Consider the following 22,246-nt stretch of genomic DNA (forward strand, 5'->3'; position numbering starts at 1 on the left):
CACTCATTCGGAGTCAGCCCAGATGTTGGCGAAGCGAAGCAAGGGCGGCGCCTTGCTGCTGGTGATCGGCGGGCCAAGCGATGCATGTGAGGCCTTTGTCGCTCAAAGGACCGGCATGGGAGTCTCCAGCCAGAAGCGCGACCCGGTGGGCGCGCCACAAGGCAAGGACGGCGGTGCCGTCATAGTCGAAGTGAACCCTGTCGGGCGCCGGCAATCCGTGCGCGGCAGCGTCGAAGGCCGCCCCCGCCTCGTCGTTACTTTGCGGTGATGCGCTGTCCCCCACGGCATCGTCCGGCGGCGCGGCGCTCGCAGCAGGAACCACCGTGGTCACCGCTGCCAAGCGCAGCAGCAATTCCCGGGCGAGCCGGTCGCGCCGATCGATGACGGGATGGTCAGGTTGGTTGTAGTAGGACAGCAGACAGCGGTAGCAGCCCGCCACGCACTGGGTGTTCTCGACATCCACAAGACCATCCAGCGGCGGCATCGGCGTGCCGAAGGCGGGGACGTTCAGGTGAAGGATGCGAAGCGCCGCATGCGCGACACGGGCCATTGCATCGGGGTCATGCACCAGTCGGGTCAGCACGCCGGCGCCGCCCTCGGTGGCTTCATAGAAGAGCACGCCACGTCGGGTCTTGCGGTCTGGCAACGGCTCGGCGAGGAGTTCGGACTCCTCCAACTGATAAACCGACTCGATGCCCCGCTTCAGGGCGTACTGCAGTGTGGCAATCGTCGTCTCGTTCGTGTCGGGTTCGGCCAGTCGCAGCAACAGCGCGTTCTTGCGGTCCAGAACCCACGGAACGATGAGCTGGTTGGCCGTCTTGGTGGGGTCTGGCTCGTCGTCGTCTTCCTCCACCTTCGCCCAGAAGCCATTCAGCGGGTTGATCATGAAGCCGTGCTCGGACTGCACCGCTCGACGCCGGAGGCCCTTGTTCAGCCGACTAATCTCCGCCCCCGGGCCGTAGCGCAGGCGCGCGACCGTGCCCTCTGCGTCCACGGCCAACACCTCGCGAAAGTCGGGTTGGCCGCTGTCGCGCCGAGCCCAGCGGAATGTCGTCTGCAGGTCGAACCCCTGCCGTTGGCGTTCTTCGTCGTTGACTGTGATGCGTTCAGCGGGCGCCGTGCGCACATTCTCGATCCGGTACAGATTGAGCACGATGTCGGTGTTGTCGGTCAGCGGCACGCCGCAAGCGCGGCAGTGCGTCCGGCCCTTGTCAGCAGGGTCGGACTGAAAGTGCCCGCCCCCGCACGACCGGCAGATGTAGGCCACTTCGGTACTGAGTTGCCCGCCCGCGAGACTGGACTCACTACGGGCTGACAGTTGAGCAGCCACGACGCGATAGGCCCGGCCTTCGTGATAAACGAGGCTGCGAGGCCCGAACTCGGATAGCGCCAGGAAACGCGGTCGCTGAAGGTAGGCGCCTTTGGTGCCACGCTCCCCACTGCCGGGGATGAATGCCGTCAACGGCAGGCGCGGGAAGTTGTAACCCGGCAGGAAGGCCTCGGTGGCCAGGTATCGGTAGGTGTAGAAGTCGCTGGAAAGGCTCTCTTGACCGCGCTGCAGCAGCGACAACTGGTCCATGGCCTGGGCATGCAGGATGCGCGCCGCGCGAATCTCGCGCTCGGGCAGCCCGTGGGTGTCCATGATGCGGCGGGACTGGTCGCGCTGGCGGGCGGCACTCATGAACAGTTCGCGCCACCGGTCGAAGGCAGCGTCGAAACGCTCGGCGGCACGGCTCACCACCTCGTCTGTCAGTGTGTCGATGCCCTTGAACCAGGGCGCAGCATCGGCGGTGAGTTCGCCCTGCAGGAGCTTGAGTACGCTGCGGATGCGTTCTGTCGCCACGGGGGTGATCGCCGGGTCGGACAGGGCGGTCTTGAGCTCACCGCGCAGGGGGAGGCTCTTCACTTCGTCGGGCTCGACCACCTCAGCGATGGAAGCCTGCAGAGGGGTGTTGGTGCTGGCCAGCCAGACCGCTTGGAGGTGACTGCGAACCAGTTCTTCGTTGGCAAGATCCAGCGTTGGCGCACGGACTTCGCCGTGCACCATGGCGGGGGGGTCCGCAAAGAAGTACTGGTCGTGCGGGCTTTTCGCAGCGCAGTAGGTGAGCACCAGCGCCGGCATGCCGCTGCGACCTGCACGACCACTGCGTTGCGCGTAGTTCGCTGGCGTGGGTGGCATGTTTCGCAGGTACACGGTGTTGAGCGCCGAAATGTCCACGCCCAGTTCCATGGTCGGCGAGCAGAACAGCACCGGCAGGAACCGCTGGTGTTCGCCCAGTTGCCGTAGCTCATTCGTCATTCCCGCCAGGCGCTGCTGGTCTTCGGTGCCATAGCGGAAGCGCATCTCACGCGCTTCGCGACGGTCTTTGTCGACCTGGGCGGTGTGCTCACGCGCTTCGAAGCTAAAGTGATGGAACTCAGCGCCGATTGCGCGCGCCAGGTTTTCGTACAGGGACCGGAAGTAGGCGTTGTCCATGCCACCACGCGCGGAGGTGCCATCACCGGCGTAGAACTCGACGCAGGCGTTCTTGAGTTGCCAGCCCATCGCGTCGCCGAACGGCGTGGGCACCTGGGACACCAGGCCTGCCTTTGCAGCCACGGCCAGCATGCGTTCAAGCAGTTGGATGTAATCGTCGCGCTTGAGCTGGCGAGCCTCCAGGCGGCCACCCCAGTTGTCGGGCTTGCGGAGTTCGCGTCCGAGCCCCGACAGATGACCCGCTCGCAGCAGCTTCTCTTCATCGGCGATCGAATTGCCGCGACGGGCTGGCGGATAGAGCATCAGGAAACGCGCACTGCGCATCTGCTCTTCACGACCTAGGCCCCAAGGGGCGCGCAGCGTGTTGATGGAGCGGCTGCGGACGGATTCCTGCTCGGCGGTGTCCAGTACCTCGGGATCGATGGCCAGGCCTTGTCGCATCGCATCGAGCAGCACGATGTACGCCTTCATGCGCGCGGCCGGGTCGGCGCCCGCCAACAGATTCGGCGCGCCGACAAACTTCGTCTCGTCGGCGCACAGGTCGGCCAGGCCGCGGTAGTTGACTCGTACCAGGCCGAGCTGCTCGAGATTGGGGTTGGTGAACCGCCAACCGCGGCGCTGATCGAACCAGGCGCGGTAGCTCAGCACCTGGCGCATCGCTTTCTGGGCGTTGATCAGGTTGGCGCCCTCGAGTTCAGGGTCGACCAACCATTCGCTGCGCATGCCTTGTTCGCCCGGGCGGTCAAAGCCCAGCGCCTTGAAGACCGCAACACCGAGTCGGTCGGACGACAAGCCCTCCTCGCCAGCACCGCGTATGGCGCCAAGGAACGCCGCGCGAAACAGGCTGACGAACAGGAAGTCGTTGAAGTGCCCGGCCTGCAGCGCTGCGTCTTGGCGGTTGTCGCTGAAGCCAAGCATCTTTCGCCGGGTGGCAGGCATGCCGGCTTCGGGCTGGCGGTGCATCCAACGGAGCACAGAGTGCGTCAGCAGAGTGGTTGCCGAGGAGCGACCCTCAGCGGACAAGGCGGCGAGCCGGTTGTTGTCCTTGCCTTGAGCGGCGTGCAGGGTCTTGCAAGACAGGCAAAAGCGGAATTTGCCAGGGATGAACCAGGCGCTGTGCCCGCTGCCGAGGGCGCCAGTCGGCGCAACCGAGATGCGCTCGGCTTTGTACTTGCGTGCATCGGCCTTCAGGCGAAGGTCGTGGTGTTTGTCCTCCTCCAGCCAGGCGTCCGGATAGTCCTCGTCACGCCCCGAGAATTCGAGCGTGCCGCCTGGAGGATCAAGCATGACGAACCCGTACTGGGGGCGATCCGAAGATGAGTTTTCACCGTCTTTGGGCGGCGCCGGTGGGACGTCGTCGATCTCGCGCGGCAGCAGGAGCTCGACCCCCTCTTCGCGCGAGCGAAAGACAGGGTGGTATTCCTGACCGCAGTCTCGGCAGAAGTGAACCGGATACAGGCGTTTGGTGTCATCGCCGGGAAGGAACTGCTGGCCGTTCACGGTGAGTGTCCGGTGCCCGGCAGCTTCGAGCGTGCAGTAGGCGGTGCCGGCACCGGACACGAACTGATGCAGCTTGAACGCGAAGAAGCCGCGGGCGCCTGTGTTGCGTCCAGTGGGTCGGTCAGCCTCGGCCAGCGACGTGGTCATGAGGAACTGACGCAACACCTCCTCGCACTGCTGCGGCGGCAGGCCGCTGTCGTCAGCGAGACGTTGTGTCGCCGTGCGGAGCGTCTGCGGTCGCGCCCGGATCCACTTGCTCCCCTCCCACTCGATGCCGAGGCGGGTTTCGATCCAGATGGCGAGCGGGTGCTCCTTAAGTTGGGCATCCGTGATCGTCGCTGGGATGACGGCGGAAAGTGCAGGCGCCAGTTGCGCCGCGACCGACTCTGCCGACAGATTTCGGTCCGTCGCCCGTACAAGGGTTTCCCCGATGACATCACTCGGCTGTACCGAGGTGCCGAACAGCGTGCTGGCTACTCGCGCGACAGCCTCACGCCGAGCGTCTTCGTTGCCGCTAGCCATCGTGGCCGACGTACCTATGCAGCGCAGCCCCTCAGGCGCCAGGAGCGCACGAATTCGCCGCACCAACAGCGCCACGTCCGCCCCTTGGCGCCCGCGGTAGGTATGAAGCTCGTCGAGCACCAGGAACTCCAGGCCCTGGCAGTTGCGAACCACGTCCTGATCGACCGCGTCCTGGCGGGTCATCAGGTACTCGAGCATCATGAAATTCGTCAGCAGGATATCCGGCGGGTTCGCGCTGATCGCGCGGCGGGTTTCGGCGTCTTCCTGCCCCGTGAAGCGCGCGAAAGTCAGAGGTTGCAGCGGCGCGACGAGCTTCAGGAACTTGTCAAGTTCCTCCATCTGGCTGTTGGCCAGCGCATTCATTGGGTAAACGATGATCGCCCGCGTGCGACGCTTTGAATCGCTCGCCTTTGCCCGCAGGATGGCATCCACTATCGGGATGAAGAAGCAGAGCGACTTGCCAGAGCCAGTGCCGGTCGTGACGACGTAACTGCGACCTTGCCTGGCTAGGGTGAGGGCCTCCTGCTGGTGGGTATGCAGGCGTAGCCCGGTGGCCGGAGCCTCAGGGACCCGGAAGATCTTCGCCGTCATCGGCTCGATCTCGCCAGCGACACTCAGCTCGTCGACTGACGCCCCAGGTTGGAAGTGAGGGCTGATCTGAAGCAGCGGCTCAGGCCAGAACTGGTCATTGGCGTAGATTGCGTCTACTTGGTCGCGCAGGTCATCAGCCTTGATGCGGGTGAACGAGCGAGCGAAGGTTGCGTAGTCATCAACAATCTGTCGCCTGAGATCGAAGACGTCCATTTACCTCTCTCGTGAAGGACTGGTGAAAGCGCTAAGTGCCTTTCCCCGGAAGTGTCTGGGAAATGTCACTGAACAACCACCCAGCATTCGTGGCACCCCCGCGCAATCACCTACGCAGTAGCCCAAATGGCCCCTAGTTCCGTAGCGGTGTCGCCGACCCCTTCCCTGTTCATCCATGATCGCCAGCCTAGGCCCCCGCGAGCTCACCAGATGAGCTGGATGAACAAACAGCGCTGATGGCCGCGACGGGTAAACCAGACGCCCCGCCCAACACCGCTTCCCAGCACCAACGAAAAAGCCACCCGAAGGTGGCTCGTCGTTTTGCCTCGCGCGTTTGGTGGTGGGCGGTGCAGGGTTCGAACCTGCGACCCCTGCCGTGTGAAGGCAGTGCTCTACCGCTGAGCTAACCGCCCCAACCGCGAGAGGCGCGCATTATGCCAGAGCCTTCCAGACCGTCTTGCCGCCGCTGGCCTTGTCCAGGTCGGCCAGCACGGCCTGGTGGGCGGCCAGCTCGTCGGCGGTGGGTTCCACCACGGCCAGCACCAGGCCGCGCAGGTCGATCGGCGCCAGCGTGCCGCCTGCTCCGGCGGCGGCCGTGGCAGCGGCGGAATCCATGGCCAGCGCGTCCTGGCCGCGGGTCATGCGGATGTACACCTCAGCCAGCAGGCCGGCGTCCAGCAGCGCGCCGTGCAGGGTGCGGTGGGCGTTGTCCACTTCCAGGCGGCGGCACAGCGCGTCCAGCGAGTTGGCCTTGCCGGGGAACATCTCGCGCGCCAGCAGCAGCGAGTCGGTCACCTTGGCCACATGCTCGCGCAGGCCCGGGCGGCCCACGCGGCGCAGCTCGGCGTCGATGAAGCCCACGTCGAACGCGGCGTTGTGGATGATGACCTCGGCCCCCGCCACGTAGGCCAGCAGCTGCTCGGCCACGGCGGCAAAGAGCGGCTTGTCGGCCAGGAACTCGTCGGACAGGCCATGCACCTTGAACGCCTCCTCGCTGCTGGAGCGCTCGGGGTTCAGGTACAGGTGCAGGTCGTTGCCGGTGAGGCGCCGGTTCACCATCTCCAGGCAGCCGATCTCGATCAGGCGGTCGCCGCTTTCGGGCGACAGGCCGGTGGTTTCGGTGTCGAGGAAGATCTGTCGCATCGTCAGGCTCCTTGCAGCGAGCGGCCGCGCAGCCACAGCCACGCCCCGGCCGCCACCATCGGCACGCACAGCCACTGGCCCATGCTCATGCCCAGCGCCAGGATGCCCAGGAAGCTGTCGGGCTCGCGGAAGAACTCGGCCACGAAGCGGAACACGCCGTAGCCCACGAGGAACGCGCCCGACACTTGCCCCAGGCCGCGCGGCCGCCGGGCGTACCACCACAGCAGCGCCAGCAGCAGCAGGCCTTCCAGCGCCACCTGGTACAGCTGCGACGGGTGCCGGGCGATCATCGACCCCGACTGCGGGAACGCCATCGCCCAGGGCAGCGACGGGTCCGCCGCGCGGCCCCACAGCTCGCCGTTGATGAAGTTGCCCAGGCGGCCCGCGGCCAGCCCCGCCGGCACGCAGGGCGCCACGAGGTCGGTGACCGCCAGGAACTGGCGCCCGCGCCGGCGCGCAAACAGCGCCAGCGCGCCGATCACGCCGAGCAGCCCGCCGTGGAAAGACATGCCGCCCTTCCACACCATCAGCGCTTCCAGCGGATGCAGGGCGTAGTAGCCGGGCTTGTAGAACAGCACGTAGCCCAGCCGGCCGCCGACGATGACGCCGAGCACGCCGAAGAACAGCAGGTCTTCGACGTCGGCGCGGGTCCAGCCGCCCTGGGCCCAGTGCGGCTGGCGCGTGCGGCGCGCGCCCAGCCACAGGAACAGGCCGAAGGCCACCACGTACATCAGGCCGTACCAGTGCACGGCCAGCGGGCCCAGGCGGAAGGCGATCGGGTCGAACTGCGGGTGGACGAACATCGTGGGCGGCGGCGCGGGGCGGGCGGTGGCGGATTGTCGCTGCTGCCGCGGCGGCGCTCCGGCGGCACCCCGGCGGCCGGCCGGTCGATAATCGGCGCCCCTGCCCCACCCGACCTCACGCCCAAGCGCCATGTCCGAAGCCAACCGCCGCTCGAAGAACATCACCGAGGGTGTCGCCCGCGCACCCAACCGCTCCATGTACTACGCCATGGGCTACACCGAGCGCGACTTCGGCAAGCCGATGATCGGCGTGGCCAACGGGCACTCCACCATCACGCCGTGCAATTCCGGCCTGCAGCGCCTGGCCGACGCGGCGGTGGACGCGCTCAAGGCTGCGGGCGCCAACCCGCAGATCTTCGGCACGCCCACCATCAGCGACGGCATGGCCATGGGCACCGAGGGCATGAAGTACAGCCTGGTGTCGCGCGAGGTCATCGCCGACTGCGTGGAAACCTGCGTTGGCGGCCAGTGGATGGACGGCGTGCTGGTCATCGGCGGCTGCGACAAGAACATGCCCGGCGGCATGATGGGCATGCTGCGCGCCAACGTGCCGTCGATCTACGTGTATGGCGGCACCATCCTGCCCGGCCGCTACAAGGGGCAGGACCTCAACATCGTCAGCGTGTTCGAGGCCGTGGGCCAGTTCTCCGCCGGCAGGATGAGCGAGGAGGACTTCTGCGAGATCGAGCGCCGCGCCATCCCCGGCAGCGGCTCGTGCGGCGGCATGTACACCGCCAACACCATGAGCTCGGCCTTCGAGGCGCTGGGCCTGTCGCTGCCCTACTCGTCCACCGAGGCCAACGTGCACGACGAAAAGGTGGCCAGCACCGCCCGCGCCGCGCAGGTGCTGGTGGAAGCGGTCAAGCGCGACATCAAGCCGCGCGACATCGTCACCCGCAAGAGCCTGGAAAACGCCATCGCCGTGATCATGGCCACCGGCGGCTCCACCAACGCGGTGCTGCACTTCCTGGCCATTGCCCATGCCGCCGGCGTGGAATGGACGATCGACGACTTCGAGCGCGTGCGCCGCAAGGTGCCGGTGCTGTGCGACCTCAAGCCCAGCGGCCGCTACTTGGCAGTGGATCTGCACCGCGCCGGCGGCATTCCGGCGGTGATGAAGGTGCTGCTGGAAGCCGGGCTGCTGCACGGCGACTGCCTCACCATCACCGGCAAGACCGTGGCCGAGAACCTGGCCGACGTGCCGCCGCTGCGCGCCGACCAGGACGTGATCCGCCCGGTGGCCGACCCGATGTACGCCGAGGGCCACCTCGCCATCCTGCGCGGCAACCTCGCCCCCGAGGGCTGCGTGGCCAAGATCACCGGCCTGAAGAACCCGGTGATCACCGGCCCGGCGCGGGTGTTCGACGACGAGCAGAGCGCGCTGGCCGCCATCATGGCCAACCGCATCAAAGCCGGCGACGTGATGGTGCTGCGCTACCTGGGCCCCAAGGGCGGGCCGGGCATGCCCGAGATGCTGGCCCCCACGGGCGCGCTGATCGGCCAGGGCCTGGGCGAGAGCGTGGGCCTGATCACCGACGGGCGCTTCTCCGGCGGCACCTGGGGCATGGTGGTGGGCCACGTGGCGCCCGAGGCGTTCGAGGGCGGCACGATCGCGCTGGTGCAGGAAGGCGACTCGATCACCATCGACGCGCACAAGCTCCAGCTGCAGCTCAACGTGGACGACGCCGAACTGGCGCGTCGTCGTGCGGCGTGGAAGAAGCCGTCGCCGCGCTACACGCGCGGCGTGCTGGCCAAGTTTGCGTTCAATGCCGCCAGCGCCAGCAAGGGCGCGGTGCTGGACAGCTACGAGGGCTGACCTGCGGGCGACGGCGCCGGGGGCTCAGCCCTTGGCGTCGAAGCTGCTGTCCTGCACCGGCTTGGCAATGGCCACCGGGCTGCGCGGCTCGCTGCGGTCGGCCAGGGCGCGCCGGGCACGCTCGGCGGCTTCCTGGCGCTTCTGCGTGTTGCGGTCGATGCCCAGCGCGTCGAGCGACTTGCGGCGCCGCTCGCGCTTCTTCTCGTCGAGCTTGTCCATCTCGCGGCGCTTGGTGTAGCCGGAAGAATCCGCGTAGGTCCACCAGGCCACGGCCAGGGCGAACGGGCTCAGCACGGCCCACCAGGACCATGCCGCCACGAACCCGAAGTCCGCGAGCTTCATCACGATCAGCAGTACACCCAGAACGATGAACCACATGGTTTGTCCCCAATCACGCCGAGGGTCGGCGGTCAACGCGTTTGCCTAGAATCGCGTTCGAGCAAACTGTAACGTAGCTGTCTAGCCCTCACCCTGGAAGGAAGTCATGAAGAACCTGTTCCTCGTTGCCGCCGCGGTTGCCCTGGTCGCCGCCATGCCCGCCCGCGCCAGCGCCGATCTGGCCCAGAAGAAGAACTGCATGGCCTGCCATGCCACGGACAAGAAGCTGATCGGTCCGTCCTACAAGGACGTGGCCGCCAAGTACGCCAACCAGAAGGACGCGGCCGACAAGCTGGCCGAGAAGATCATCAAGGGCGGCTCGGGCGTGTGGGGTGCGGTGCCGATGCCCGCCAACCCGCAGGTGACGCCGGCCGAGGCCAAGCAGCTCGCTGCCTGGGTGCTGACCGTCAAGTAAGGCTCGCCGTGGCCCGCCCGGGGGCCACCGGCTGATGCGAAAAGGCCCCGCACTGCGGGGCCTTTTTCATTCGGGGCTCAACGCCACCAGCGCGATGTGGACAGCGTGGGCGTCACGCCACTGGGTACCCGGCCGCTGAGCCAGCCCAGGCGGGCCAGCAGGCCTTCGACGATACGGGCGAAGAGCCCGGCGGGGGTCCGATTTCCGACGGCAATGACACGTGGCATGGCGCGCTCCCTTCGAGGTCCGGCGACGCAGAGGATTCTGTGCCGACCCTGTGACACGCATTTTTCGTTTCGCGCCCGCGGCGCGCATCCCCTCCGTTGGGGGAGCGATGTGCGATGCGCGCAACACCCCCCCTGATTCGAAGCTCGCTGCGGCCGCGTGGCCTTACGCCGCCTGGGCCATCGGCTCGGGCGTGCGGATCAGGTGATCGAACGCCGACAGTGCCGCCTTCGACCCCTCGCCCGCCGCGACGATGATCTGCTTGTAGGGCACGGTGGTCACGTCGCCGGCGGCGAAGATGCCCGGCGCGCTGGTCGCGCCGCGCTCGTCGATGACGATCTCGCCGTGGCGGCTCAGCTCGACCACGCCCTTGAGCCAGTCGGTGTTGGGCACGAGGCCGATCTGCACGAACACGCCGGCCAGGTCGATGCGGTGCTCGTCGCCAGCGCTGCGGTCGCGCCAGCGCAGGCCGTCCACCTTCTGGCCGTCGCCGGTGATCTCCAGCGTCTGCGCGTTCACGTGCACGGTCACGTTGGGCAGGCTGCGCAGCTTGGCCACCAGCACCGCGTCGGCGCGCAGCTTGTCGGCGAACTCCAGCAGCGTCACGTGCTGCACCACGCCGGCCAGGTCGATCGCCGCTTCCACGCCCGAGTTGCCGCCGCCGATCACGGCCACCTTGCGCCCCTTGAACAGCGGGCCGTCGCAGTGCGGGCAGTAGGCCACGCCGCGGGTGCGGTACTCCTGCTCGCCGGGCACGCCGATGTTGCGCCAGCGGGCGCCGGTGGCCAGCACCACCGAGCGCGCCTTCAGCGCCGCGCCGCCCGTCAGGCGCACGGTGGCCCAGCCGCCGGGCTCGGCAGCGGGCTCCAGCGCCTCGACGCGCTGGCCCTTCATCAGCTGCACGTCGTAGGCGCGCACATGGGCTTCCAACGCGGCCGCGAACTTGGGGCCCTCGGTCTCCTTGACGGAGATGAAGTTCTCGATGCCCAGGGTGTCCAGCGTCTGCCCGCCCATGCGCTCGGCCACCAGGCCGGTGCGGATGCCCTTGCGCGCGGCGTACACCGCGGCGGCGGCGCCGGCCGGGCCGCCGCCGACCACGAGCATGTCGAACGGCGCCTGCTCGGCCAGGCGGGCGGCCGCCCGCTCGGTCGCGCCGGTGTCCACCTTGGCCACGATCTCGGCCAGCTCCATGCGGCCGGACCCGAAGGGCTGACCGTTCAGGAACACCATCGGCACGGCCAGGATCTGGCGCTGCTCGCCTTCCTCGCGGAACAGCCCGCCGTCGACCGCCACGTGGCGCACGCGCGGGTTCAGCACCGCCATCAGGTTCAGCGCCTGCACCACGTCCGGGCAGTTGTGGCAGGTCAGGCTCATCCAGGTCTCGAACTCGAAGTCGCCGTCGAGCGCTCGGATCTGCTCGATCAGCTCGGCCTCGGCCTTGGGCGGATGCCCGCCGGCCTGCAGCAGCGCCAGCACCAGCGAGGTGAACTCGTGGCCCATCGGCACGGCGGCGAAGCGCACGCCCATGTCGGCCCCGGCGCGGGTGACCTGGAACGACGGGCGGCGCGCGTCCTGCCCGTCGAGGCGCAGGTGCACCTTCGGCGACAGCTCGACGATCTCCTCGAGCAGCGTGCGCATCTCGCTGCTGGCGTCGCGGTCGTCGAGCGACGCGACGAGTTCAACGTCGTGCACCAGGCGCTCGAGGTAGGCGCGCAGTTGCGTCTTGAGGTTGGCGTCGAGCATGTCGGGCCGCTCAGATCTTGCCGACGAGGTCGAGCGACGGGGTCAGCGTGGCCGCGCCCTCGTTCCACTTGGCCGGGCACACCTGGCCCGGGTGCTTGGCCACGTACTGCGCCGCACGCACCTTGCGCAGCAGCTCGGTGGCGTCGCGGGCGATGGCGTTGTCATGCACTTCGGCGGTCTTGATGCGGCCCTCGGGGTCGATCACGAAGGTGCCGCGCAGCGCCAGGCCTTCTTCCTCGATGTGCACGCCGAACATGCGGGTCAGCGTGTGCGTCGGGTCGCCCACCAGCGGGAACCTGGCCTTGCCGACGGCGGGCGAGGTCTCGTGCCACACCTTGTGCGCGAAGTGCGTGTCGGTGGTGATGATGTAGACCTCGGTCTCGAGCTTGCGGAACTCGGCGTAGCGGTCGGCGCAGTCCTCGACCTCGGTCGGGCAGTTGAAGGTGAAGGCCGCCGGCATGAAGACGAAGGCCGACCAGCGGCCCTTGATCGTCTGGTCGGTGACCTCGACGAACTTGCCGTTGTGGAACGCCTGGGCCTTGAACGGCTGGACCTGGGTGTTGATGAGAGACATCGCTGCTTCCTTTCGATGGGGGTTTCGATCCGTGCGACACGCCGCTCCCGGCTTGTCGATGGAAGGAATGTATCGAACGTGCAGCGTTAGTAGTTTTGTTTAATCGAATCGCGGCGATTGGGAAATCCGCGCCGGCGGGCGGGCCGGGCCCGCCTCAGGGCACCTCGCGCCCCTGGGCCGCGCGCCAGACGGCGTACCACTCCTCGGCCGACAGGCGCACGTCCAGCGCGGCCACGGCCTCGCGCAGGCCCTCGATGCGCCCGGTGCCGGTGACCGGCCGCGGCCGCGACGGGTGGCGCCGCACCCACGCATAGGCCATGGTCGCGGCCGACACGCCGCGCGCCTGCCCCTGGGCCTGCAGCACGTCGCGCACCCGGCGCGCGGCCTCGTCGTCCGGCGCGAACAGCCGGCCCCCGCCCAGCGGCGACCAGGCCATCGGCGACAGGCCGAGGTCCGTGGCCTGCTCCAGCGTGCCGTCGGCCAGCGCGCCCAGGTTCAGCGGCGAGAACTCCACCTGGTTGGTGGACAGCGGCACGCGCCGGTGCAGCATCGCAAACTGCGCCGGCGAGTGGTTGGACACGCCCACGTGGATCACCTTGCCCGACCGCTGCAGGCCGCGGAAGGTCTCGGCCAGCTCGTCCGGCTCCATCAGCGCGTCGGGGCGGTGGATCAGCAGCAGGTCGATGCGGTCGGTGCGCAGCACGCGCAGCGAGTTCTCGACCGACGCCACGACATGGCCCTGCGACGTGTCGTAGCTCTTGATCGCATGCGCCGGGCGTGCCGGCGACACCAGGCGGATGCCGCACTTGGTGACGATCTGCATCCGGTCGCGCAGCCCCGGCGCGGCGGCCAGCGCCTCGCCGAAGGCGGCCTCGACGCCGTAGCCGCCGTAGATGTCGGCGTGGTCGAAGCTGGTGATGCCCAGGTCCAGCGCCTGGGCGATCCAGCGCGCCAGCGCCGGGGTGTCGAGCTTCCACTGGGGCAGCCGCCACATCCCGGCGACGATGGGAGACAGGGTGGTCTTCATGCCGCCGAGTCTAGGGCGGCCGGCGGCTCAGGGGCGCAGGTCTCCGGCCAGGCTGGCCAGCGTCTCGGCGGCCACCTGCACATGCGAGGGGTAGTTGCGGTGGTCGCAGCCGATCTTCACCGCCGCGCCGGCGCGGATGGCCTGGCGCTGCGCGTCGTTGAACTCGAAACGCACGAAGTGCACCGACGAGGTCTTCTCGTCGTTCTCGCGGTCCAGGTCCTCGTCGGCGATGGCGTACACGCGGGGGTGGCCTTCCACCTCGACGAAGAGGCGGTCCTCGATGCCGATCAGGCGGGCCAGCTCGCGCTTGCGCTCGTGCGGGTCCGGGTACTCGATCAGCATCGTGGCCTTCCAGTTGCTGCCGTCGGGCACCAGCGGGCCGTAGGCGTCGATCTCCGACTGGATGCCCTCCTCGTCGAAGATCTTCTCGATGTGCAGCATCTCCTGGATCTGGCGGCGGATGGTCTGCTCGTCCTCGAACTGCAGGGTCACGTGGTCGCCCAGGCCTACGCTGCGCAGCTTGCGGTGCGCGATCGCGTCGGCGCGCGCGGTCTTGCGCACCTTGGCATAGGCTTCCAGCGTCATCAGGCTGTTGCGGTCGATCGTGGTCATGGCGGTTCCTCGGGTCATGCAATGCCGTAGGCGATGCGCATGAGGGACAGCGGGTGCTGCAGGGCCTTGGCCGGCGTGCCGGCCTGCTGCATGCCCTGGGCGATGTGGTGCCCCGCCAGTGCGCAGTCGCTGCTGATGTAGTCCGGCTCGTCCTTGGCCATGGCCTTGAACACCGGCTTGCCGATCTTCATCGCGATCGGGTGATAGGGCTTCTTCACGCCGTAGGTGCCGGCGTGGCCGGAGCATCGCTCCACCGTGTTGAGCTGCACGTTCACCTGGGTGCCGATGAGCTTGAACATCTCCTCGGTCTTGCGGCCGATGTTCTGCACCCGGCCGTGGCAGGGAATGTGGTAGCTGACCTTGCCCAGCGCCGCCTTGAAGTCGGTCTTGAGCAGGCCGTCCTTGTGGCGGGCCACGAAGTACTCGAACGGGTCGAACATCGCGTCCTGCACGAGCTTGACGTCGGCGTCGCCGGGGAACAGCAGCGGCAGCTCCTGCTTGAACATCAGCGTGCAGCTCGGCACCGGCGTGACGATCGCGAAGCCGTCCTTGGCGTACTTCGCGAGCACGGGGATGTTGGCTTCCTTGTGGCGCGCCACCGATTCCAGGTCGCCGAGCTCGAACTTGGGCATGCCGCAGCAGCTCTCCTTCTCGACGATCACGTAGGGGATCTCGTTGTGCTCCAGCAGCTTGACGAGGTCGTGGCCGATGCCGGGCTCGTTGTAGTTGACGTAGCAGGTGGAGTAGATGGCCACGCGGCCCGGCGTGCGCTCGCCGTTGGTGACCACGGTGGCCGCGCCCTGCTTGGCCGCGCTCCAGCGGAAGCGGCTCGGGGCCAGCTCGGGCATCCACGCGTCCGGGTGCACGCCGAGGTGCTTGTCCATCTGGCGGCGCGCGAACTTGGTGCGGTTGACGGCGTTGACCGCCTGCACCACCACCGGGATGCCGGCGAAGCTGCCGTGCACGTCGGTGGAGGCCAGGAACTTCTCGCCCGCCTTGACCTCGCCCTTGCGGAACTTGATCGCCTTGGCGCGCAGCATCAGGTGCGGGAAGTCCAGGTTCCACTGGTGCGGCGGCACGTAGGGGCACTTGGTCATGTAGCAGAGGTCGCACAGGTAGCACTGGTCGACCACGCTCCAGTAGGCCTCCTTCTTGACGCCGTGCACCTCGCCGTCGTCGGTGGCGTCGACCAGGTCGAACAGCGTCGGGAAGCTGTGGCACAGGCTGACGCAGCGGCGGCAGCCATGGCAGATGTCGAAGACGCGCTCCATCTCCTTCATCGCGTCGGCCTCGTCGTAGAAGAGCGGGTTCTTCCAGTCGACGGGGTGCCGGGTCGGAGCTTCGAGATTGCCTTCGCGCATACGGCCTGCCTTGTGGGGGTGTCGCTAACGAACAAGGGGCCGAAGCCCCTTGTCCTGGAGGGTGACGATCGAGCGTGGGCTCAGTCGACCAGTGCGTCCAGCGCCTTCTGGTAGCGGTTGGCGTGCGAGCGCTCGGCCTTGGCCAGCGTCTCGAACCAGTCGGCGATCTCGTCGAAGCCTTCCTCGCGCGCCGTCTTGGCCATGCCCGGGTACATGTCGGTGTACTCGTGCGTTTCGCCGGCGACGGCCGCCTTCAGGTTCTGACGGCTGTTGCCGATCGGCAGGCCGGTGGCCGGGTCGCCCGAGCCGTTCTCGAGGAACTCGAGATGGCCGTGCGCGTGACCCGTTTCGCCTTCGGCGGTGGAACGGAACAGCGCGGCGACGTCGTTCTGGCCCTCGACGTCAGCCTTGTTCGCGAAATACAGATAGCGGCGGTTGGCCTGCGATTCGCCCGCGAAGGCGTCCTTCAGGTTCTGCTCGGTCTTCGTACCTTTCAAGCCCATGGTGTGCTCCTTGTGCTCCATTGCGGTGAGGTGCGAGGGTAACCGTAACCGATCCGCGAGAGGTCGGGCAATTCAAAGCGTCAATGCGGGCCATAGCCCGGGGCAAACCCGGGCGGCGCCCGCGACGGCGCCTCAGCGCAGGTCGAGCAGGCGCAGCGCCAGGTCGTGCAGCCGGCCGGCCGGGTCCACCAGGCTCTCGAGCACGGTGAAGTGGTTGGCGCCGACCACGGTTTCGCACACCGGCACCGCCGTGGGGCCCCACTGGTCGCGGATCAGCTGGTTGTGGCGCAGGAACTCGTCGCTCTCCTCGGCCCCGACCACCGCGTAGAGCTTGCCGCCCTTGGGCCGCGGGAAGAAGGCCGGCGACAGGCGCGCCACCTGGGACGGCGTGAGCCGCAGGTCGCCCTGCAGGAAGGGCGTCAGGCGCAGCGGTTCCATGTCGTACAGGCCGGAAATCGCCAGCGCGCCGGACAGCGGCGCGGCGGGCAGATCGTCCCCGACCTGCTTCCAGCGGCAGCTCAGCAGCATCGCCGCGAGGTGGGCGCCGGCCGAATGCCCGACCACGGCGATGCGCGACGGGTCGCCGCCGAACTCGGCGGCATGGCGCCAGGTCCAGGCCAAGGCGCGCACCATCTGCAGCGCGATGTCCTCGATGGTCACTGCCGGGCACAGCGCGTAGTTCGGCACCACCACCGCGGCCCCGTCGGCCACGAAGGACGGCGCGACGAAGGAGTGGTCGGACTTGTCCAGCGCGCGCCAGTAGCCGCCATGCACGAACACCAGCACCGGCGCGCCGGGCTGCGCCGCCGGGAACACGTCCAGGGTTTCGGACGGGCCGTCGCCGTAGCGCAGGTCGAGCCGGGCGGCAGGGCTGCCGTCGCGGGCCACGGCGGACGCGCGGGCCCAGCGGGCCAGCACGTCGGCGGCATCGGCCACGCGGGCGCGGTTGTTGTACTGGGCGTCGAGCCAGGCCGGGTCGTCGAGTCGTGGTCTCATGGCAGCGATGGTAAACTTCCTTCCGCGTTGGGGGTGTAGCTCAGCTGGGAGAGCGTCGCGTTCGCAATGCGAAGGTCAGGAGTTCGATCCTCCTCATCTCCACCAACGATCACCCGGTGTGGCAAGGGCTTGGCTTCGGTCAGGCCCTTGTTGTTTGCGCAGCGCGGGTTTCGCCCGAGTCGCGGCACGCCGCAGCCCCTTCCCGCGGCGCCCCGGGCAGTGCTACATTCGCGCCGTGATGCCGCGCCGCCTAGCCCTACTACTCGCTTCCCCCCACGGGCGGAGTCGATAGAGCGCGCGCGCATCTTTCCCACCGACGGCCCGTTTGCACCCGCAGCGGGCCGTTTTGCATTGGGCGCTGCCGGGACACCCCACCACCCAGGAAAGCGCCATGTTGAAGAACCCCGCCACCAAGTACCGACCGTTCCCCGCGATCGGCCTGCGCGACCGCACCTGGCCCGACGCGGTGATCACCCGCCCGCCGGTCTGGTGCAGCGTGGACCTGCGCGACGGCAACCAGGCGCTGATCGAGCCGATGGACGTGGCGCGCAAGCTGCGCATGTTCCGCACCCTGGTGGACATCGGCTTCAAGGAGATCGAGGTCGGCTTCCCGTCGGCGTCGCAGATCGAGTTCGACTTCGTCCGCAAGCTGATCGACGACGACCTCGTGCCCGACGACGTGACGATCCAGGTGCTGACGCAGGCGCGCGAGCCGCTGATCCGCCGCACCTTCGAGTCGCTGCGCGGCGCGCGGCGCGCGATCGTGCACCTGTACAACGCCACCGCCCCGGTGATGCGGCGCGTGGTGCTGGGCCTGGACGAGGACGGCATCGTGGAGCTGGCCACGTCGCAGGCGCGGCTGTTCGCGGCGCTGGCCGCCGAGCAGCCCGACACGCAGTGGACCTTCCAGTACTCGCCCGAGATGTTCTCGGGCACCGAGCTGGCGTTCAGCAAGCGCGTGGTCGACGCCGTGACCGCCGTGTGGCAGCCGACGCCGCAGCGCAAGTGCATCGTCAACCTGCCCTCCACGGTGGAGCACTCCACGCCCAACCTGTTCGCCGACATGATCGAGTGGATGCACCGCCACCTCGAGCGGCGCGACAGCATCGTGCTGTCGGTGCACCCGCACAACGACCGCGGCACCGGCACGGCGGCCGGCGAGTTCGCCGTGATGGCGGGCGCCGACCGGCTCGAGGGCTGCCTGTTCGGCAATGGCGAGCGCACCGGCAACCTCGACCTGGTCAACGTGGCGCTGAACATGTACTCGCAGGGCGTCGACCCGGGGCTGGACTTTTCCGACATCGACGCGATCCGGCACACGGTGGAGCATTGCAACCAGCTGCCGGTGCACCCGCGCCACCCCTACGCGGGCGACCTCGTCTACACGTCGTTCTCCGGGTCGCACCAGGACGCGATCAAGAAGGCGTTCGCCGCGCGCCGCGACGGCGACCTCTGGGAGATGCCCTACCTGCCGCTCGACCCGAAGGACCTGGGCCGCAGCTACGAGGCGGTGATCCGCGTGAACAGCCAGTCCGGCAAGGGCGGCATCTCCTACCTGCTGGAAAGCGAGTACGGGCTGGAGCTGCCGCGCCGCCTGCAGATCGAGTTCAGCCAGGTGGTGCAGACGGCGATGGACGCGAGCGGCAAGGAGTTCACCGCGCATGACCTGTTCGACCTGTTCGAGCGCGAGTACGGCGTGCACTCGATCCCCGCGCCGGGCCACCGGGTGCTCAAGGAAGGCCCGGGCCACGTCGAGCTGACGGCCGACGTGCGGCTCGACGACGCCACGGTGCCGATCCGCGGCAGCGGCAACGGCCCGATCGACGCCTTCGTGGACGGCCTGTCCCGCGCCTGCGGCGACGCGATCCGGGTGCTGACCTACCACGAGCACTCGATCGGCAGCGGCTCCGGCGCGCAGGCGATCGCCTACCTGGAACTGCGCGTGGGCGACCGCACCCTGTTCGGCGTCGGGATGGACTCCGACATCGTGTCGGCTTCGCTCAAGGCGATCGTGTCCGGGCTGCAGCGCTCGCGTGCGGGACGGCGCGAGACGCCGGTGCCGGCGAAGTAGTGACCCAGGGCGGGCGGGGCCCTGCCCCGCACCGCCTCAGCGGTGCGACGCCGGCAGCAGGCGCTCGGACGCGGGCACCTGCTCGTCGCCGTCGAGCTCGATGGCCACCTGCGTGCACACCGCGCGGCACAGGGTCGCCACGCGCTCGCTCTGCAGGCGGTAGTACATCTGGGTGCCCTCGCGCCGCTTGGACAGCACGCCGCTGCGGTAGAGCATGCTCAGGTGCTGCGACATGTTCGGCTGCGTGGTGTTGATCTGCGCCAGCAGCTCCGACACGTTCTTCTCGCCGTTGCACACCGCGCTGATGATCTTCAGGCGGATCGGCGTGGACAGCACCGCGAACAGCTCCGCGACGGACTCGAAAACCTGATCTTCGGTGTTGGTGCTGGACATGGACTGCCGCAGGGTGGCGTCGGGCACCGATTGTATGAGCAATGACCGATATTCGGATGGGCTCGCAGCGCCTCAGCGGAAGCGGTAGTGGTCCCGGTTCAGCACCGCGGCCACGGCCGAGACCTCCTCCGGGAACAGGCCCAGGCCCAGCTCGGTGTTGCACTGCTCGACCATGCCGCGCAGCAGCCCCGGCGTGGTGATGCGCCGGCCCGGCCGGTAGATCGACGAGCCGTCGCCGCCCACCTTGCCCTGATGGCACTGGACACAGCGGTTCTCGCGGATCAGGCGCTCGCCGAGGGCGAGGTCGGCGTCCTTGAACAGCTCGGCGGCGGTGGGCGGCACGGGCTGGGCCGTCAGCGGCGCGGCGGCCAGGCACAGCAGGCCGGCCAGGGCACGGGCTGCAAGATGGAACCGGGACATCGGGGCCTCTCCTTCGCGCCACGGGCGCCCGGGCATGATCTCAGGACCGCCCGGGCTTCGCCAGCGACATCACGTCGTCGTCGCTCATCTCGCCGGGGATGCACTGGCGCAGCTGGCCGCCGGGGGCGACGACGCAGGTCATCGGCACCAGCCGGCGCGGCGTGAACTGGCGGCGCATCGAGCCGTTGTCCACCGTCACCGGGAAGGTCCAGCCATGGTCGCGGGCCTTGCGCCCGACGGAGGCCGCATCGCCGTCGACGGCCACGCCCACCACCAAAGGCGCCCCGCCCTGGAGCGAGCGGAACAGGCGCTCCACCCGCGCGTTGTGACGCTCGCAGAAGCCGCACCAGGTGGCCCAGAACACCACGACCACCGGCGACGCCTGCAGGCGCGCGGCCTCCAGCGTGCCGCCGTCGACGAGCCTGAGCGTCGGCCAGGCCACGACCGCGGGCCCCGGGCCGCTCGCCCGGGCCGCCGGGGCGGCCAGCGCGGTCGCCACGAGCGCCGCCGCCATCGCGGCGACGGCACGGCGCGCGGTCATTGCTGGTGCTCCATCAGCAGGTAGGTGTTGTAGGCGTTCATGCGGTTGGCCACCCGGAACAGCGGCAGTGCCTCGAAGCGTGACCAGTCGGTGCGGGCATAGGCGTCGTCGAACGGCTCCATGTTGCGCGCGGCCTCGCCCATGGTCTGGCGCAGGTACAGAAGGTAGTCCCGGGTCAGCGCCAGGTCCTCGGCGGCCTGGGTGGACACCGGCCCGTGCCCGGGTACGAGCACCCTGGGCTTGAACTCCAGCAGACGCGTCAGCGCGTCGATCCAGCGCCGGCTGTCGGCCTGCCCCACGAAGGGCACGCGGCCGCGGAACACCAGGTCACCGGCGAACAGCACGCCCGAGCGCGGCTCGAACACCACCAGATCTTCGGGGGTGTGCGACGGCCCGACATGACGGATGCGGAAGTCCCGGCCGCCCAGGCGGATCGTCGTGTCGTCGCCGGCCAGCCACTGGTCGGCTCCGACGAGCCGGGTGCGCCCGTCCACCCAAGGGGCCAGCTCCTTGCGGCTGGCCTCCAGGCGCAGCTGCGCCGTGTCGGAGCCGAGGTACTCGCGCCCGGCCGGGTGGGCGACGATGGTGGCGCCCGCGTCCTTGAACACCTGCAGCCCGTAGATGTGATCGGCGTGGAAATGCGTCACCACCACGTAGCGCACCGGCTGCGGCGTCACGCGCCGGATCGCGGCCAGCAGTTCCTCCGCCAGGGCCGGCGAGCCCAGGGCGTCGACCACCAGCACGCCCTCGGGCGTCACGACGAAGGCGGCGTTGGAGATGAAGTTGCGATTGGCCGTCGAGCCGAGGGCGCTCTGCCCCTGCACGAACCAGACGTCGGGGGCCACCTGCACCGGCACCACCTGCACGGGCGCGGCCGCGTCGACCGGCTGCGCCACCGCCGACTGGGCCGCGAACACGGCACCCAGCAGCCCGAGCACGCGGCGCCGCGTCGCTGCAGCGGCCTGCACCCCCGCGCCACCGGTTCCGTCCATCGGGCAATCCACTATATTTGTATGAACCGATATTACTCCGACAATCGGGGCGGCCACAGGGCCTCGGCGGGCCTTTCGCCACCCCGGGCCCGACTCGTGGCAGCATCGCACCCCTGCGGGCAGGCCGTCCCGCCAAGGAGCCCCCATGTCTGTCAAGAATTCCGTGGCCGCGCTGGCCCTCGTGCTGGCCACCGGCGTGGCCTGGGCGCAGGACCGTGTCGTCTATCACATCGACAACGCGTCGGCGCAGGGCCTGAAGGGCCTGCGCAACATCCGCAACCATCTCGACGTCGACACCACCGCGCGCATCACGGTGGTCACCCATGCCGACGGCGTCGACTTCCTGATGGAAGGCGCCAAGGACCCTAACGGCGGCGCCTTTGCCGGCCCGATCGCCGCGCTGGTCGCGCGGGGCGTCCGGTTCGAGATCTGCGAGATCACCCTGAGGAACCGCAACCTGAAGAAGGAGCAGTTCGTCCAGGAAGCCGAGTTCACGCCGTCCGGCGTGGTGCGCATCGCCAAGCTGCAGAAGGAAGGCGCGGCCTACATCAAGCCCTGAGCGGCGCCAGACGTCCACCGATCCCACCCAGGAGACCCGAACGACATGAACCTCTCTCACCTTGCCCGCTGCGTGCGCGGCGGCGTGGCCGTGGCGCTGGCCGCGGCGCTGCCCGCGCTGGCCCAGGACGTGAACCTGGCCCGCAACCTCGCCGCCACTTGCGCCAACTGCCACGGCACCAACGGCCAGGCCAAGGGCGACATGAAGCCGCTGGCGGGCGTGTCGGCCGACAAGATCACCGCCATGCTGGCCGACTACAAGAGCGGCGCCCAGCCCGCGACGATCATGCATCAGATCGCCAAGGGCTACACCGACGAGCAGATCCGCCTGATCGCGGCGTACTTCGCGGCCCAGCCCGCGGCCCGCAAGTGA

20 protein-coding genes and 2 tRNA genes are annotated in these 22,246 nt (G+C 68.7%); 6 read left to right on the forward strand and 16 right to left on the reverse strand.

Annotation, left to right across the window (positions count from 1 at the left end):
• Positions 1 to 13: 13 nt before the first annotated feature.
• The 4 genes from AC2EAQ_RS16545 to lgt all read right to left on the reverse strand — a co-directional run bounded on the left by AC2EAQ_RS16545 (position 14) and on the right by lgt (position 7,248).
• Positions 14 to 5,302 (reverse strand): DEAD/DEAH box helicase family protein, encoded by a 5,289-nt coding sequence (locus AC2EAQ_RS16545; RefSeq protein ID WP_484645493.1) that lies wholly within the window; start codon positions 5,300 to 5,302, stop codon positions 14 to 16.
• A 338-nt stretch (positions 5,303 to 5,640) separates the two neighbouring features.
• Positions 5,641 to 5,715: transfer RNA gene (locus AC2EAQ_RS16550), tRNA-Val, on the reverse strand.
• 19 nt (positions 5,716 to 5,734) lie between these two features.
• Positions 5,735 to 6,445 (reverse strand): DNA polymerase III subunit epsilon, encoded by a 711-nt coding sequence (gene dnaQ, locus AC2EAQ_RS16555; RefSeq protein ID WP_484645494.1) that lies wholly within the window; start codon positions 6,443 to 6,445, stop codon positions 5,735 to 5,737.
• Positions 6,446 to 6,447: 2 nt separating this feature from the next.
• The gene (gene lgt / locus AC2EAQ_RS16560) at positions 6,448 to 7,248 is read right to left on the reverse strand and encodes a prolipoprotein diacylglyceryl transferase (RefSeq protein ID WP_484645496.1); all 801 of its coding nucleotides are present in this window, start codon (positions 7,246 to 7,248) and stop codon (positions 6,448 to 6,450) included.
• A gap of 130 nt (positions 7,249 to 7,378) precedes the next feature.
• Between lgt and ilvD the strand changes: the two genes are divergently transcribed.
• Positions 7,379 to 9,064, forward strand: coding sequence for a dihydroxy-acid dehydratase (gene ilvD, locus AC2EAQ_RS16565; protein WP_484645497.1), 1,686 nt, complete (start codon positions 7,379 to 7,381; stop codon positions 9,062 to 9,064).
• A gap of 24 nt (positions 9,065 to 9,088) precedes the next feature.
• On the opposite strand, the gene AC2EAQ_RS16570 is transcribed toward ilvD, so the two are convergent.
• Positions 9,089 to 9,442 (reverse strand): TIGR04438 family Trp-rich protein, encoded by a 354-nt coding sequence (locus AC2EAQ_RS16570; protein WP_484645498.1) that lies wholly within the window; start codon positions 9,440 to 9,442, stop codon positions 9,089 to 9,091.
• Positions 9,443 to 9,548: 106 nt separating this feature from the next.
• On the opposite strand from AC2EAQ_RS16570, the gene AC2EAQ_RS16575 reads away from it, so the two are divergent.
• Positions 9,549 to 9,857, forward strand: coding sequence for a c-type cytochrome (locus tag AC2EAQ_RS16575; protein ID WP_484645499.1), 309 nt, complete (start codon positions 9,549 to 9,551; stop codon positions 9,855 to 9,857).
• A gap of 390 nt (positions 9,858 to 10,247) precedes the next feature.
• Here AC2EAQ_RS16575 and ahpF read toward each other — a convergent pair whose 3' ends face one another.
• From ahpF to AC2EAQ_RS16610, 7 genes are all read right to left on the reverse strand, one after another.
• A complete protein-coding gene (gene ahpF / locus AC2EAQ_RS16580; RefSeq protein ID WP_484645500.1) occupies positions 10,248 to 11,825 on the reverse strand; it encodes an alkyl hydroperoxide reductase subunit F in 1,578 nt (525 codons plus the stop codon).
• A gap of 10 nt (positions 11,826 to 11,835) precedes the next feature.
• Positions 11,836 to 12,399, reverse strand: a complete 564-nt coding sequence (gene ahpC, locus AC2EAQ_RS16585; RefSeq protein WP_484645502.1) for an alkyl hydroperoxide reductase subunit C — start codon at positions 12,397 to 12,399, stop codon at positions 11,836 to 11,838.
• 154 nt (positions 12,400 to 12,553) lie between these two features.
• Positions 12,554 to 13,426, reverse strand: a complete 873-nt coding sequence (locus AC2EAQ_RS16590) for an aldo/keto reductase (protein ID WP_484645504.1) — start codon at positions 13,424 to 13,426, stop codon at positions 12,554 to 12,556.
• A gap of 27 nt (positions 13,427 to 13,453) precedes the next feature.
• Entirely contained in the window at positions 13,454 to 14,038 is a 585-nt protein-coding gene (locus tag AC2EAQ_RS16595; RefSeq protein ID WP_484645505.1) for a DUF3501 family protein, read from the reverse strand.
• 14 nt (positions 14,039 to 14,052) lie between these two features.
• Entirely contained in the window at positions 14,053 to 15,399 is a 1,347-nt protein-coding gene (locus tag AC2EAQ_RS16600) for a (Fe-S)-binding protein (protein WP_484645506.1), read from the reverse strand.
• Between the two features lie 80 nt (positions 15,400 to 15,479).
• On the reverse strand, positions 15,480 to 15,902 hold the full coding sequence (locus tag AC2EAQ_RS16605) for a rubrerythrin family protein (protein WP_484645508.1): 423 nt from the start codon (positions 15,900 to 15,902) through the stop codon (positions 15,480 to 15,482).
• Between the two features lie 132 nt (positions 15,903 to 16,034).
• On the reverse strand, positions 16,035 to 16,898 hold the full coding sequence (locus tag AC2EAQ_RS16610) for an alpha/beta hydrolase (RefSeq protein WP_484645512.1): 864 nt from the start codon (positions 16,896 to 16,898) through the stop codon (positions 16,035 to 16,037).
• A 29-nt stretch (positions 16,899 to 16,927) separates the two neighbouring features.
• On the opposite strand from AC2EAQ_RS16610, the gene AC2EAQ_RS16615 reads away from it, so the two are divergent.
• A tRNA-Ala gene (locus tag AC2EAQ_RS16615) sits at positions 16,928 to 17,003 on the forward strand.
• Between the two features lie 286 nt (positions 17,004 to 17,289).
• A complete protein-coding gene (gene leuA, locus AC2EAQ_RS16620) occupies positions 17,290 to 18,969 on the forward strand; it encodes a 2-isopropylmalate synthase (RefSeq protein ID WP_484645513.1) in 1,680 nt (559 codons plus the stop codon).
• A 36-nt stretch (positions 18,970 to 19,005) separates the two neighbouring features.
• Here leuA and AC2EAQ_RS16625 read toward each other — a convergent pair whose 3' ends face one another.
• The 4 genes from AC2EAQ_RS16625 to AC2EAQ_RS16640 form a co-directional block, all read right to left on the reverse strand.
• The gene (locus AC2EAQ_RS16625) at positions 19,006 to 19,362 is read right to left on the reverse strand and encodes an ArsR/SmtB family transcription factor (RefSeq protein WP_484645515.1); all 357 of its coding nucleotides are present in this window, start codon (positions 19,360 to 19,362) and stop codon (positions 19,006 to 19,008) included.
• A 72-nt stretch (positions 19,363 to 19,434) separates the two neighbouring features.
• On the reverse strand, positions 19,435 to 19,782 hold the full coding sequence (locus AC2EAQ_RS16630) for a hypothetical protein (RefSeq protein WP_484645516.1): 348 nt from the start codon (positions 19,780 to 19,782) through the stop codon (positions 19,435 to 19,437).
• A gap of 40 nt (positions 19,783 to 19,822) precedes the next feature.
• Positions 19,823 to 20,323, reverse strand: coding sequence for a TlpA disulfide reductase family protein (locus AC2EAQ_RS16635; protein WP_484645518.1), 501 nt, complete (start codon positions 20,321 to 20,323; stop codon positions 19,823 to 19,825).
• Positions 20,320 to 21,315, reverse strand: a complete 996-nt coding sequence (locus AC2EAQ_RS16640) for an MBL fold metallo-hydrolase (RefSeq protein ID WP_484645520.1) — start codon at positions 21,313 to 21,315, stop codon at positions 20,320 to 20,322. Before AC2EAQ_RS16640 ends, AC2EAQ_RS16635 begins: the two co-directional genes overlap by 4 nt.
• 145 nt (positions 21,316 to 21,460) lie before the next feature.
• Here AC2EAQ_RS16640 and AC2EAQ_RS16645 point away from each other — a divergent pair, with 145 nt between their 5' ends.
• Positions 21,461 to 21,874 carry a DsrE family protein gene (locus AC2EAQ_RS16645; protein ID WP_484645523.1) on the forward strand — a complete coding sequence of 138 codons (414 nt, stop codon included), beginning with the start codon at positions 21,461 to 21,463 and terminating at the stop codon, positions 21,872 to 21,874.
• A 45-nt stretch (positions 21,875 to 21,919) separates the two neighbouring features.
• Positions 21,920 to 22,246 carry a c-type cytochrome gene (locus AC2EAQ_RS16650; protein WP_484645524.1) on the forward strand — a complete coding sequence of 109 codons (327 nt, stop codon included), beginning with the start codon at positions 21,920 to 21,922 and terminating at the stop codon, positions 22,244 to 22,246.

The sequence above is a fragment of the Aquabacterium sp. T101 genome (assembly GCF_057219775.1).

What these genes read in the sequence shown, in the direction of transcription:
- AC2EAQ_RS16600 (WP_484645506.1), bottom strand. Translation starts at nt 15,399, where the DNA reads ATGCGCGAAGGCAATCTCGAAGCTCCGACCCGGCACCCCGTCGACTGG.
- AC2EAQ_RS16570 (WP_484645498.1), bottom strand. Translation starts at nt 9,442, where the DNA reads ATGTGGTTCATCGTTCTGGGTGTACTGCTGATCGTGATGAAGCTCGCG.
- ahpC (WP_484645502.1), bottom strand. Translation starts at nt 12,399, where the DNA reads ATGTCTCTCATCAACACCCAGGTCCAGCCGTTCAAGGCCCAGGCGTTC.
- AC2EAQ_RS16575 (WP_484645499.1), top strand. Translation starts at nt 9,549, where the DNA reads ATGAAGAACCTGTTCCTCGTTGCCGCCGCGGTTGCCCTGGTCGCCGCC.
- AC2EAQ_RS16605 (WP_484645508.1), bottom strand. Translation starts at nt 15,902, where the DNA reads ATGGGCTTGAAAGGTACGAAGACCGAGCAGAACCTGAAGGACGCCTTC.
- AC2EAQ_RS16595 (WP_484645505.1), bottom strand. Translation starts at nt 14,038, where the DNA reads ATGACCACGATCGACCGCAACAGCCTGATGACGCTGGAAGCCTATGCC.
- AC2EAQ_RS16645 (WP_484645523.1), top strand. Translation starts at nt 21,461, where the DNA reads ATGTCTGTCAAGAATTCCGTGGCCGCGCTGGCCCTCGTGCTGGCCACC.
- ilvD (WP_484645497.1), top strand. Translation starts at nt 7,379, where the DNA reads ATGTCCGAAGCCAACCGCCGCTCGAAGAACATCACCGAGGGTGTCGCC.
- AC2EAQ_RS16625 (WP_484645515.1), bottom strand. Translation starts at nt 19,362, where the DNA reads ATGTCCAGCACCAACACCGAAGATCAGGTTTTCGAGTCCGTCGCGGAG.
- AC2EAQ_RS16635 (WP_484645518.1), bottom strand. Translation starts at nt 20,323, where the DNA reads ATGACCGCGCGCCGTGCCGTCGCCGCGATGGCGGCGGCGCTCGTGGCG.
- AC2EAQ_RS16545 (WP_484645493.1), bottom strand. Translation starts at nt 5,302, where the DNA reads ATGGACGTCTTCGATCTCAGGCGACAGATTGTTGATGACTACGCAACC.
- dnaQ (WP_484645494.1), bottom strand. Translation starts at nt 6,445, where the DNA reads ATGCGACAGATCTTCCTCGACACCGAAACCACCGGCCTGTCGCCCGAA.
- AC2EAQ_RS16610 (WP_484645512.1), bottom strand. Translation starts at nt 16,898, where the DNA reads ATGAGACCACGACTCGACGACCCGGCCTGGCTCGACGCCCAGTACAAC.
- AC2EAQ_RS16650 (WP_484645524.1), top strand. Translation starts at nt 21,920, where the DNA reads ATGAACCTCTCTCACCTTGCCCGCTGCGTGCGCGGCGGCGTGGCCGTG.
- AC2EAQ_RS16590 (WP_484645504.1), bottom strand. Translation starts at nt 13,426, where the DNA reads ATGAAGACCACCCTGTCTCCCATCGTCGCCGGGATGTGGCGGCTGCCC.
- ahpF (WP_484645500.1), bottom strand. Translation starts at nt 11,825, where the DNA reads ATGCTCGACGCCAACCTCAAGACGCAACTGCGCGCCTACCTCGAGCGC.
- AC2EAQ_RS16630 (WP_484645516.1), bottom strand. Translation starts at nt 19,782, where the DNA reads ATGTCCCGGTTCCATCTTGCAGCCCGTGCCCTGGCCGGCCTGCTGTGC.
- lgt (WP_484645496.1), bottom strand. Translation starts at nt 7,248, where the DNA reads ATGTTCGTCCACCCGCAGTTCGACCCGATCGCCTTCCGCCTGGGCCCG.
- leuA (WP_484645513.1), top strand. Translation starts at nt 17,290, where the DNA reads ATGTTGAAGAACCCCGCCACCAAGTACCGACCGTTCCCCGCGATCGGC.
- AC2EAQ_RS16640 (WP_484645520.1), bottom strand. Translation starts at nt 21,315, where the DNA reads ATGGACGGAACCGGTGGCGCGGGGGTGCAGGCCGCTGCAGCGACGCGG.